This is a genomic window from Balneolales bacterium ANBcel1 (genome assembly GCA_029688905.1).
Taxonomy (GTDB): Bacteria; Bacteroidota; Rhodothermia; order Balneolales; family Natronogracilivirgulaceae; genus SLLW01.
The window spans coordinates 592,376-605,332 of the sequence record JARULB010000001.1 but is presented as its reverse complement, the minus strand read 5'-3'; the positions used below and the strand labels follow the sequence as shown (position 1 = coordinate 605,332).

Genomic DNA, 12,957 nt, shown 5'->3' with positions numbered 1-12,957 from the left:
TCACCGAAATATCGTTATTGACGATCATGGAAAAGAGGTCTTCCCGTTAGCCGTTCAAGGGTAGATGACGGTAGCCGGAGTCATCATGACGCGCGAATAATATCACATCAACATGACACCGGTGGGGAAAACCCCGATGGCATGTTGATGCACCCGGAAGCTAATGTATGTGATAATCCCGCACTGATACCTATTTAATCAGAGACATGGACCGGGTCAGTTGGCGGTTGCCTGATGTAAAGCGATAGAGATATACCCCACTGGCCAGATTTTCTGCGTCAAATGTAACGGTGTGTAAACCGGCACTTTTTGTGGTATTTACAAGAGTTGAAATATGATGCCCCGATAGACTGAATACGTCCAGCCTGACTTCCATCTCGTAATCGAGCTCATAGGAAATAGTAGTTGCAGGATTGAATGGATTCGGGTAGTTGTGATGCAACCGGAAATGATAAGGGCTTTCATCGATATTTCGGTTATCCGAATACGACGAAGTAACGGTGCCTGCCTGTCGGAAAACAAGCTCACCATCATGTGGGGTGCCTTCTGCCGAGTCATCAATTGTTACCTGATGCAACAGCCGGTTGAATCCGGTATTTTCTTCCCATACATTTTCGTTGGCAAGACGGATGGCATATTCAGGCCGTTGCTGCAATCGCTCGGCCGGATCAGGCAGATGAAGAAGCATATCATAGTTTCCGTTTTCCATTTCGGAAGATATACCCAAATCATGAGAGATGGTTATCATTTCACCACCCAGCCAGAATCGGGGATCTTCCGGAAGCTGTACCTCCCAAAGTTCATCAGGATTGATTGGGTCTCGCAGTATGACTTTCAGATCCCTGGGATTAAACGGAGCTGCAAACCCCTCGTTGGTCAGGGTCATTTCAAAACGCAAGGCACCTCCGGGATGCATTGCTTCACTGTAGGAACCCTCGTTCATCACAAAACGGTACCCAAGTCTTCGCTCCACATCAGGCATACAGCCTTGGTCTGTCCATGTGTCCAGTATGCCGCGGTAGTAGGAACTGTTCATGAATGACCATCGAAGATACGCCAGCTCATCCAGAGCCGAATTGCAATAATAACGAGTGCCCGCATCTTCTCTCAACCTGCAGGTTTCTCCGCCCATGGGAAGATACCGGGTGTCGTCATGGAGGTAATTCTTTTCCCAGGTCGGATTGGTGTAGGTACCTACATCGTTGGGACTGGCCAGGAAGCAATCGTTATGGTGTCCGGTGCGGGATTTGTCAGATCCATCGAATGCCTCTCCAGGTCCAACTGCGGAGGTTGTCCCATAGATACTCATTTTATCCATTGGATAACGGATTTGAACAAACCGATCTTCCGGTATGACTTCGAGCAGTTTCCCCAATATTTTTTTCTTGTTCTCGAGAGAGGTCAAATTGTGATGAGATGCGTGCCATTCACCCCAGGCACCGATGAAGCCGGCATTGACGACCGCTATAACGTCATAGTTCTCTTCAAACAGGGGTTGAAGCTGTTCGATGTGGGCTAGCACCCGATCTGCCGGAGCGTCCGGATCATCCATACTTGTGGTATAGCGAAATCGTAGCACCAGTTTGATTCCGGCTTCACGAGCTGCATGAAAATCGGCCTCCATCAGATCCAGAAAACCCTGGCTAATATCGGAGTCTCTGAAATCGCCCAGGAAATATGCCCGATAAAGCAGGCTTTTACCTTCACTTCGCATGGAAGCCAAATTAGTGGCAACAAGGGGAGAGGAGGATGGTCCTGCTTGTGACCAGTTGTAAAACCCTCGTTCAGGGTTTGGGAAGTTGCTATCAGTGGGTGAATATGTTACCAGACTGGAGTTGCTGCTGAAATGTTCAGAAGTTATTCCGAACATGAAGAATGGTAACAGGAGGCTCAAGGAGGTGACTGTTCTTAATGTTGCACGATAATTCATGGAAGAAGGGTAGTTTCGTTTAGAATGACAATTTGGTGTCCCAGCCGGTTATAACCGGTTGACTGCTCCCAGGTGTCTTCATTGGCCAAACGAATTGCGTATTCGGGGCGTTTGCGCAACTGTTCTACCGGATCTGGCAAAAAAAGGAACATGTTGTATTCTCCCGCAGGTATTTCATCCGGAAGCCGCAGATTGTAATTCAGGTTGATGTCGGATCCCCCAAACCAGTACCGGGGGTCATCCGGTAAATCGATTGTCCACTCCTTGCCTGATTCACCGGTACTTCGCAGCACAACCTGGACATCTCGCGGATTAAACGGCGATGCAAAGCCCTGATTTTGAAGTGTCAAGTCAAAATAAAACGTATCTCCGGCATCAGACTTCATGCCAAATGCGCCTTCCAGCATGGCCAATCGGTACCCGAGCCGCCGCTCCACTTCTTCCATGCATCCCTGATCTTCCCAGGTATTCAGAATATGGCGGGAGTAATCCCGGTGGAGGTAGGACCAGTGAAGCCGGTCCATTTCGGCCAATGCTGTTTCACAGTGATACCGATCGCCCGCATCCGGTCTGGGGTTGCAGGTCTCTCCGCCCATGGGCAGATACCGGTTTTCTGTCGCCAGGTAGTCTTTTATGCTTTCAATCGAGTGTGGTTCCAGATTGTCAAATTCCGGATAGACATGCGGGACATAGGTTCCGACATCGGTTTCATCTGCCAGAAAACAGTCGTTATGATGACCGGTACGGGCAATGTATGAACCATCAAAAGCCTGATCAGGTGTCAGAGGGAGGTTGGTTTGGAAAATATTCATTTTATGGCGCGGTGACCGGACAACCGAAGTTCGTTCAACCGGCAGGGCATCCAGCAGGGCGAGTTGAATGGCCCTCATATTTTCAGGTGAATCCAGGTTGTTGGAAGAGGCGTGCCACTCACCCCAGGCACCGATAAACCCGGCCTGCAGAAACGAAAGAACATCAAAGTGTTCTTCAAATACCGGTTGCAGTTGTTTGATATGCCTGAGTACCTGATCTAACGGGGCGTCGGGGTGATCCATGTTAAGGGTATAGCGAAAACGCGGGTGCAGTTTAACCCCTGCTTTCCGGGCAGTGTTAAAATCTTCAGCAATTTGATCCAGAAACTCCCGGGTGAAGTCGCTATGGATAAACTCCTCTATGTAGTAGGATTTACCGATTTGCGTGATGTTGTTGGAACGGTCCTGCTCCAATGATGCGGAATTGAGTCCGCTTTGTCCGGGGACGGAGTTGTAGCGGACGTATATCCCTCTTTCCGGGTTGGGAAAAAGCTCATCGGTTCCGTTATAGGAAATATGACGGATCTCCTGATCAGCGCTACTGCAATGAGAGAGCAGAAATCCGCACAAGAAAAAAGGCAACAGGTATCTAATAGTCTGACAGTTTTGCTTGTACATTTTTTAGATTCTTTAGGTTAGTTGATGAGCATCATTTGTCGGGTTTCAATATGGTCTCCGACTTGCAGACGATATAAATAGTGTCCGCTACCCAGCCTGGAAGCGTTGAAGGACACATTATGCCGCCCTGCAGGATAACTGCCTTCTGCAAGGATCGCGACCCGGCGGCCAATGACATCGTACACCACCAAACTGATTTCACCGGCTTCGGGTAAATCAAAGCCGATTGCAGTTGTCGGATTGAATGGATTCGGGTAGTTCTGGTGCAGTCTGGGGCCTGTCGGTTTTTCAACCGGTTGCATTTCCGAGCTGGTCGGAAATGCAAGTGCGCTACTGCTGAATACAAGATCCCCGTCATGCAATTCGCCGTCGGCTGAAGAATCAATCACCAGTACATGATTTAGACTGTTGAAACCGGTATCACTGTTCCAGGTGCGCTCATTGGCCATACGTATTGCAAATCGCGGATCGTTAGCCAGGTTCTCAGCCGGGTCCGGCATGTATAGGAACGCTTCATAAATCCCGTCGTTCATTGTTTCCGGAATCCCGATTTTATATTCGAGGGACACCGTTTCTCCTCCCTGCCAAAATCGGGGGTCATCGGGAAGTTCGACGACCCAGAAGTCATTTGCATCAAACGCATTACGTAATACTATCCGGACATGGCGAGGGTTGAATGGAGCCGCAAAACCAACATTTTCTATCTCGAGATTGAACCTGAAGGAGGTGTTGGGTGCCGCAACATCGGTATAGGTTCCTTCTCTCATGACAAACCGGTAACCGAGTCTGCGTTCGATCTCCTCCATGCATCCATTATCTCTCCAATGATCCAGAATTCCGGCATAATAATTTCTGTTCAGAAACGACCATCGAATCCATTCCATCTCACTGATCGCACTATCGCAATGAAAACGGGTGCCTGCATCGTCTCGGAGACGGCAAGTTTCACCCCCCATGGGCAGGTAACGGTTTTCAAGGCTGAGATACTCCTTGACGGCTTCAGCATCCAGTCCATGATAGGTGCCGACATCGGTCGGGCTGGCCAGGAAACAGTCATTGTGATGCGCGGTTCGTGAAAAGAAAGAGCCGTCGAACGCCTCCTCTTCAGAAAGGGGCTCTACCCGATCAAAGATTTGTCTTTTGAAATTGGGATATCGTATCTGCACTGCCCGTTCCTCCGGCATCACTTCCAGAAACTTGAAGAGAACTTCGCGTCTGGCGCTGGTGTTGTCCAGGTTGTGATGTGATGCGTGCCATTCACCCCATGCCCCTATGAAACCGGCATGAGCTACGGCGATGACATCAGCATTTCGCTCGAATACCGGCTGCAGCTGATCCAGATGGCTTAGAATTCGGTCTAGCGGGGCGTCCGGAACGTCCATGCTTCTGGTGTAGCGGAAGCGGATGATCGATTTGACACCGGCATCCCGCATTGCTTCAAAATCACCGTCCATCTGCTCGAGAAATTCCGGAGACAAGTCCGAATCCCGAAAATTATCTAGCATGTAGAAGCGACTGATAAGCGATTGTCCATTGTTTCTGAGTTCTGTAAACGTTTCTGCCCGTGCCGGTGCCCGGCCGGGAATACCCTCGGTAAAGCTGTAGAACCCCCGTTCCGGATTCGGAAGGTTATCCATGCTTTCATCATAGAAAACCGTGTTCTCTTCTAAAGTCATTTGGTTTTCAAGCTGAGTGAATGCAAGTAAGGCACCGATCATTAATGAGGTGGCGATGATTCGCGAAGCAAGGTTTTTCATATTGTTTCCTCGGGATTTTTTGGCGATAGAATTTTCTGGACAGGCTTTTACCAGTTCGTAATGTGGCTTGTCGGGCTGTCTGGAATGAGTCCGATGGGGTGTCCGATAAGATGCAGCAACCGGGTGATCATAGGGTTGCTGGAACGTCCTGAGTTATTGAAACCTGAGTGTGCCGTCGAAGGAAGAACCTGCGGCAGTATCGGATATTTCAATCCGGTGGTTCAGGCGATTGAATCCGGTTTCACTTTCCCATATTCCGGTGTTGGCGAGACGAATTGAGTAGTCGGCTATCCCGGCCAGTGATTCCATACCATCGGGCAGGTTCAGCAGCAGTTCGTAGCTGCCGACCGGTATATTTGCGGGGATTTGAATATCGTGCTGTAGCCTGACCGTTTCACCACCATGCCAATATCTGGGATCTTCCGGAAGGTTAACATGCCAGATTCGTTCCGGCTGATTGACGTTGCGAAGGATAACCTGGACATCACGTGGATTGAAGGGAGAAGCAAATCCGAGATTAATCAACTCAATATCCAGACTCAATGCTCCGCCGGGTTGTGCCGAACTGCTGAACGTCCCTTTTTCAAGAGCAAAGCGATAACCTAATCGACGTTGAACTTCATCCATGCACCCCTGTTCCACCCAGGTGTCAAGTATACGCCTGGAATAGTCCCGGTTTAAATAGCTCCAGCTCATTTGATCCAGTTCGTTGAGAGCTGTTTCACAATAGTAACGATCGCCTGCATCTGGACGCGGGTTGCAGGTTTCGCCACCCATAGGAAGAAACAGGTTTTCCTGTTGTAAATATTCTTTCTCCCATTCGGCATCGATCCGGTACGTGCCTACATCGGTAGGACTTGCCAGGAAACAATCATTGAGATGCGCGGCACGAGAACGGTATGAGCCATCAAATGCGATCTCTTCCGTGAGTGGCTCCTGCGTTTCAAAAATCCGCATTTTGGCCTCCGGATAGCGAATACCCACAGCACGTTCAGGAACAACGTCCATTAAACGAAAGAGAATGGCTCGCATGTTTTCGGTGGAGGTAAGGTCATGGGTAGATGCGTGCCATTCACCCCAGGCTCCGATGAAGCCCCCCTGCACAAAGGCAATGACATCGTAATTATTCCGCATAAGAGGCTCAAGTTGGTCTATATGACGCATTACACGTTCCAGCGGTGCATCTGGGTCTCCAATGCGGACACTGTAACGGAAGCGGAAATACATTTTAGCTCCGGCATCTCGCACAGCCTGAAGGTCCCGGGCAATCACTTCAAGTAAAGATTCCGGAAAGTCGGTCTCTCGATATTCCTCAATAAAGTAGGAACGGCCTATCAGGGTGATGTTTTCATTTCGTAATTCACGTAATGAATCAGCGTTGAGAGCGGAATCACCAGGGCGCCAGTTATGGCGCACATAAAAACCTCTTTCTGGATTGGAAATGATCTCATCACTTAGCTCATACGTTACCGTAGTGGTTTTGACGGTAGTCGGAACGCTACATTGTGTCAAAAGAAAAGCGAGAAATATCAGTGCAACAACAGATTCGGTGGTTTTTCCAGGACTCTTTTTCATGACAGGGTAGGGATGTGTGCGATTAATAACTTTCCGCAAGTATTATAGTGTTAATAATAACAAATAAGCAACTATATAATAACAAAAAGAAAGCAATTGGGCATACTTACAGTAATGAAGTGTTTAAAACGAAAAGAACCAGGACATCAACTTTGTTTATCTCATCTGAAGTCTGTTCCAGTAGCGAACCAGTACTGCTGAGGAGGAAGCGGCGAGAAAAGCCAGGATTAATGCTTCTGTGTAATTGCCGTACAGGCTGTTTCCAATACAAAATAGCACGCTGTAAATAGCGAGTGTGCCGGAAATCATGCAGATAATTCCGGTTGGAACATCCCAGCGGAGGTCATCGCCTTTGGTCAGGTTGATTCCTTCGGATTGAGCTCTTTCGACGAGACTTCGCCAACCGGGTCCGCCGGGCCGAATTCGCTCGTAAAAAGACCGAAGTACATCATCATCTACCGGTTTGGTCAAAAATGTTACGAGGACCCAGGTAGTGGTAGTTAGTATAACGGTACCAAGCAGTTTGGTAATGTTCCAGTAACTTGCAGTGGTAGTCCAATGGAACAGGGTGACTTGCCCGTCTGTGGAATGGGACAGCAAGAAGTTTTCAATAACGATGAACATTAGGGAAAACGTACCGGCAGCTACCATGGCGGAGATTTCGGAGTATGCATTTATGCGCCACCAGAACCACCTCAGAATATAGATTATTCCGGTGCCGGCACCGATCATAAGTATGTACTGAAAAGCTTGTAGTGCGTTTTGCAGAAGCAGGGCCAGGAACAGGGCACAGACCATCAAACAGACGGTGCTGATCCTTCCGAATCGTACTTTCTGTTTTTCGGTTGCATCCGGCCGGTAAAATCGGGCATAAAAATCATTAACCAGGTAAGAGGATCCCCAGTTAATATGTGAAGCTGTCGTAGACATGTAGGCTGCCACAATAGAAGCGACTACCAGTCCCAGCAGTCCGGAAGGTAAAAATTCACGAAGCATCGCCGGGTAGGCAAAATCGTGCTGTACATAATGACTGGGGACCCCCGGGTATTGGTCTGCCATGGAAGCGATATCGGGATAAACTATGAGGGATGCCAGAGCTACGAGAATCCAGGGCCAGGGGCGCAGTGCATAATGAAAGAAATTGAACATGAGTGTTGCGCCGACAGCATGGCGCTCGTTCTTTGCGGAGAGCATGCGTTGGACCACATAGCCGCCGCCTCCCGGCTCGGCACCGGGATACCATACGGCCCACCATTGAACCGCAATCGGAATAAGAAACAGGCTGACGAATAATTCCGGTTGCGAAATACTCGGCACAAAACTCAGGTTATCCACGACATTGGGGTGGGTAAAAAGTTCCGTGAGGCCCCCGATTTCCGGTGAGCGAACGACAAAGAATGCCGCAATTACCGCTCCGAACAGCGCAAAACTGAATTGGAAGAGATCGGTCCAAAGAATGGATTTGAGACCACCCAGGCCGCTGTAAAAAACCACGATCAGCGCTGCGATAATAAGTGCGGGTGCCGGCTGAATGCCCAGCATAACTGCTGAAATCTTGATGAAGGCCAGCGATACCGTGGCGATCACCATCACATTGAAAAAGAAACCCAGATAGACGGCCCGGAACCCCCTCAAAAAGGCAGCCATTTTCCCGCTGTAGCGCAGCTCATAAAACTCAAGGTCGGTCATAATCCGGGAGCGGTTCCACAACTTGGCATAAACAAAAACAGTCAGCATGCCGGTCAGCAAAAAGGCCCACCATTGCCAGTTGCTGGCCACACCGCCTGTTCGCACCATATCAGTTACCAGATTGGGGGTGTCGGCTGAAAAGGTGGTGGCTACCATTGAAATTCCCAGAAGCCACCACGGCATGTTGCGACCAGACAGAAAGAAATGGGTTGTACTCTTGCCCGCCTGTCGGGAAGTGGCGTAACCAATGGTTAACAAAATTATGAAGAACAGGCCCATAATGGCCCAGTCAAGAGGTTCCAGTATCATGATTAAATGAACTCGGATTTGAACTGTTGTTGGAGGTGCCTTTTAAATGCCATACCATCTTTTGGCATTGAGACAGTATATCTTTTCAAGTATGTGTTTCGGGAGATTCAGCCCCTGAAATGAGCCTGTAAACTCGGAAGAACTAAGGGTGTCGTCGGTGCTGAGAAACTTCCAGTCACTCACCCATCGTCTTGCAAGCTCTCTGCATATCTTTTTTTCATCCGTGGAATCATTGTAAATGATATCGGTTCCATAAATAATCCGGTCTTGGTAAGACTCAAAAAATGAGACGACTTTCCAGTGATCGACGACGGCTTGCAGCTTAAGGTGATTAATGCGTTCGGCCAGGTCTACAGCCGCAGCAGGGTGATGGTCCAGCCATTGTGCCACTTTCTCGACGCTCCATTCCAGACTTGCCAGGTGAGCGCCTACAAATTGCAAAGTCGGATGGCGGGCAAGTATCTTGTCCCGGGCTTCCAGTTGCTTCTCATAGGATGGATATTCCGGGTATTTATACATGTGATATTCAGGATGTTTGGAAAAATAAGTGCGATCTGAAGCGGTAGTCATGCTTTTTACGGGTAACCAGCAATTGCGGGGTTCCCCCAGGTGGCCGATGACCGTGATGCCTTCTGATGCCATCCAGGATAGGAGCGGGGTAAAGCGATTGTCACTTATCATTACCATGGAGTCGTCCGTATCTCTCAGGTCCATACCAATATTTTTCCAGATTTTGATTCCCCGGGCACCCCCCTTGATTGCTTTTTCTATATCCTTTTTTGCCTTGTCCAGCCAGCCATCCTCCCCCCACTCAGATACACTGAATGATCCTACAAATTCGACTCTCCCCGGGTTACTCTTTCGAATGTCTGTAGCAATTCGAAGTTGCTCATCAATTGGAGGAAAAAAGGGGACTTCCGTATTGATGGTGATGTAATTGAAGCGGTATTTCTCGGCAAGCTTTAAAAGTGCGTTACCTCTGGAATTGTAATGAATGTGTGCATCAATTTTTTGAAATGAGTGAAAGTCCTTCATGAAGCAAGTCGCATTACTACTGTGCAAAATTATATTTATGGACCGTTATTAAACTCCATTGAGCTGTTTCAGATTGCAGTAAACGGCATTTGGTCATAACAATTCGAAAGAATATAAGTATTAAATGAAGCTTTTGGAAAATAATTATAGTTGAAGCCGGTGCCATGGGTGAGCCTGAATAGAAAAGGTGCCTGACAGCAGTTACTATTTTCATTATAAATATAATAATGACAACTGATTATAGTGGGCATGCAAACATGTCTATAGGCAGTTGATCATCAGAGTATTCATAGTATTATTGCTTTGATTGTTGTATTTAATACACGTATGAAGCATATTGCGGTTACTTTTGAATACTTGTTTATTAGAAATTATTAAAATTATGCGGTTTTGCTTTTGCCACCACTGTGTGCAAACCGCAAGAGCAATGGCACAAGTTACTTGAGGTCACTCAATGAATAGTCAGAAGAAGAATCCACAGAATCAGAGTCGAAGAGATTTTATTCGGAATTCGGTAATAGCGTCAGCTGGATTGTCAGCTGGATTGCTTTCATCGACCAGTTTTGCCTATCCGGGAGGTCGTGATATGGTTAGAGTGGGCCTAATCGGTTGTGGAGGAAGAGGTGCCGGAGCAGCCAGACATTGTGTGTCAGCGGCTGAGAATGTTGAATTGTATGCAATGGGCGACCTGTTCGAGGATCGGCTCTCATCTTCACGGTCCATTTTGGAAAGAGCCGTTGGAGAAAAATGCAATGTGTCTGATGACCGCTGCTTCGTTGGGTTTGATGCCTATAAAAAGGTGATTCAGAGCGATGTTGATTTGGTGTTGTTGACAACCCCCCCCGGTTTTCGCCCGCTACATTTCCGTGAAGCAGTCATGCATGGAAAACATGTGTTTATGGAGAAACCGATTGCAGTTGACCCGGCTGGTATCCGATCGGTTGAAAAGTCAGGAATACAGGCAACACAAAAAAACCTTTCGGTGATGTCGGGACTGCAATACCGCAAACAGGATAATTATGTGTATGCAGTAGAAAAAATTCAAAAAGAGGTTATCGGGCAACCTCTGTCCGCTCATGCAGAGTATCTGACGGGAACAATCTGGTATCACGAACGGACCCCTGAAATGACTGAGATGGAATGGCTTATCAGAAACTGGTATTACCATACCTGGCTCTCCGGTGATTTTATAGTGGAACAGTTTATTCATAACATGGACACCATGATCTGGGCTTTGGGAGAGTTGCCTGTGCATTGTACGGGGATGGGCGCACGCCAGCAGCGAACGGATTCGAAATTCGGAAATATCTACGACATGTTTGCAGTGGAATACGAGTTCCCCCATGGAGTGACCCTGACTGCTCGTTGCCGCCAGATGGACAGAACCTGGCAGCGTGTTGCCAATCGAGTTACCGGAAGCAAGGGGAGAGCAAGTATAACTCCAAGTCGCTCCGAGATAGAGTATTTTAACCGTGAGGATCGTGAAATCATTCTTCAGGAAGGTGAAAGTCCCAATACGGTACAACAGCGCCGGCTTATAGAGAGTATCCGAGACGGAACACCTGTTAATGAGACTGAACAGGCTTTAAATGCTACGTTGATGGCGATAATGGGCCGGGAGGCAGCTTATACCGGACAGATGTTGACATGGGATCAGGTGTATAATGCAAGCCAGGATCTCACTCCTGAAAGTATTGATTTTAATTCTCCTGTTTATGATCCCGTTGCCGAACCCGGTGTCACACAACTGAATCGAACCCGCCATGTTGCGGATTTTTAGCCAAACCGGCGAATGAATCGCTTTTACGATAGAACCAGTCCAAATAAACCGCAGCGTTAAAAAAACTGGATTTTTCTGTAAAAAACCGCTTCATTGCTGTTATAGGACGGCTTAAAGCCGTTTTCGGCACAGACATATTATTTCGGATACTATTATGGCACAAGCAGACAAAAACATGGGCAATGAACTGGGCATGAAGTATGATCTTCAGCAGATTCTGGGGCAGGCGGAAGCGGATTTCGAACGGTCACAGACAGAGATGAACCGCCCGTCAACAGATGTCGTACTTTACTCAGCATGTTTTTTCGCTCGCCGGGCATTGCATCAGTATTTATTCTATTTCTTCAACAAATATCAGGGCCCGATTCAGGGGCGATCCCCGCACGATATCACCATTGAGGAGATGGCCGAATTTTGCGGAAAGCGCAACAAGGAGATTGCACAGGTCGATTTTGAAGGGATGCACTGCAGCCGATCCGATGTGCTGGAAGACGAAGAAGTCTTTTTCTGCAATGATGTCGACAAGGTCGGCAGTTGCAAGAACCTGGCCGAGCAGGTTCGCCAGGCGGCTGTCAAAGAGTAGCACCTGCCTGGGCTGTACCTTCACAAGCCGGCCTGCAATTCTCCGGCATCAGGTTAATGGCACCATCATGCGTGACTTGTAACTACCCGATTACGCCGTGCGGCTTTTCCAAACGGTTTCCGCCGACGCGCAGACCTTGTCGTTTGATTCCGTTTTGATGGAGTGGCTGAACGACCGGCTGTCGGCAGGATCCTGACGGGTAAACGAGACCAGCGTGTCACCGTACTGCGCCTCGCTGACAAAACGGCCGTCAATGGAGTGCAGAAAATGGTGGTTGGTTACCTCCTCGGGCATCGACTCCATCAACCAGGCCAGATAGCGAATGTTGTTTACATGATCGTAGGAATCTACATCAAATCTGTTGATGCTGAACCGGCGCGTCATCTCCGATGTTAGTACAGGCTTTATTTTCCGGGTGATGTTGTGGTCGACACATACTTCCTCCCGAAATGACCATTTTCGCATAATGTCTTCAAAGATGTTGGAGGGCCGACGTTTATCGATATCAAAAAAGAGCCACAGCCCCCGGGCACGGCCGATGATCACACCGCTTTCATCGTAGATGAGGTTCTCACGGTAACCCCGGATGGTAGTATAGGTCGAAAGCCAGGTGCGAATGGTGATCTTTTCCTTGTAGATGGGATAACGCTCCATCTGCATAAAGCCCGAGAGGAGAATCCACCCGATATCCTGGCGTTTCAGGTCATAAAGTCCATGCCCGATGGAATAGCAGTGGTCTGCTGCGGTCTCCTCCAGCAGTGTCAGAATAGTGGTCGGGGACGCTTCCCCGAAATCGTTCATTTCGAAGAATCTCAGCTGAAAGGTCTTGTCAAAGTATGCACTCATATTTAATACCCAAACTTCATTTC

General features: G+C 48.3%; 9 protein-coding genes. 2 read left to right on the top strand and 7 right to left on the bottom strand.

What is annotated here, in order from left to right:
* Positions 1 to 190 precede the first annotated feature (190 nt).
* The 6 genes from QA596_02255 to QA596_02230 form a co-directional block, all read right to left on the bottom strand.
* Positions 191 to 1,870, bottom strand: a complete 1,680-nt coding sequence (locus QA596_02255; GenBank protein ID MDG5766272.1) for a DUF4832 domain-containing protein — start codon at positions 1,868 to 1,870, stop codon at positions 191 to 193.
* A gap of 56 nt (positions 1,871 to 1,926) precedes the next feature.
* Positions 1,927 to 3,312: a DUF4832 domain-containing protein gene (locus tag QA596_02250; GenBank protein MDG5766271.1), complete on the bottom strand. Its 1,386-nt coding sequence runs from the start codon at positions 3,310 to 3,312 to the stop codon at positions 1,927 to 1,929.
* Positions 3,313 to 3,377: 65 nt separating this feature from the next.
* Positions 3,378 to 5,117, bottom strand: coding sequence for a DUF4832 domain-containing protein (locus QA596_02245; protein MDG5766270.1), 1,740 nt, complete (start codon positions 5,115 to 5,117; stop codon positions 3,378 to 3,380).
* Positions 5,118 to 5,270: 153 nt separating this feature from the next.
* Positions 5,271 to 6,692, bottom strand: a complete 1,422-nt coding sequence (locus tag QA596_02240; GenBank protein MDG5766269.1) for a DUF4832 domain-containing protein — start codon at positions 6,690 to 6,692, stop codon at positions 5,271 to 5,273.
* 156 nt (positions 6,693 to 6,848) lie between these two features.
* A complete protein-coding gene (locus tag QA596_02235) occupies positions 6,849 to 8,690 on the bottom strand; it encodes a Na+:solute symporter (GenBank protein ID MDG5766268.1) in 1,842 nt (613 codons plus the stop codon).
* A gap of 42 nt (positions 8,691 to 8,732) precedes the next feature.
* Positions 8,733 to 9,725, bottom strand: a complete 993-nt coding sequence (locus QA596_02230; GenBank protein ID MDG5766267.1) for an amidohydrolase family protein — start codon at positions 9,723 to 9,725, stop codon at positions 8,733 to 8,735.
* A gap of 532 nt (positions 9,726 to 10,257) precedes the next feature.
* On the opposite strand from QA596_02230, the gene QA596_02225 reads away from it, so the two are divergent.
* Together QA596_02225 and QA596_02220 are read left to right on the top strand one after the other, a co-directional pair.
* On the top strand, positions 10,258 to 11,505 hold the full coding sequence (locus QA596_02225) for a Gfo/Idh/MocA family oxidoreductase (protein MDG5766266.1): 1,248 nt from the start codon (positions 10,258 to 10,260) through the stop codon (positions 11,503 to 11,505).
* Between the two features lie 154 nt (positions 11,506 to 11,659).
* A complete protein-coding gene (locus QA596_02220) occupies positions 11,660 to 12,088 on the top strand; it encodes a hypothetical protein (protein ID MDG5766265.1) in 429 nt (142 codons plus the stop codon).
* Positions 12,089 to 12,178: 90 nt separating this feature from the next.
* Here QA596_02220 and QA596_02215 read toward each other — a convergent pair whose 3' ends face one another.
* Entirely contained in the window at positions 12,179 to 12,934 is a 756-nt protein-coding gene (locus QA596_02215; protein ID MDG5766264.1) for a thioesterase, read from the bottom strand.
* Between the last annotated feature and the right edge of the window lie 23 nt (positions 12,935 to 12,957).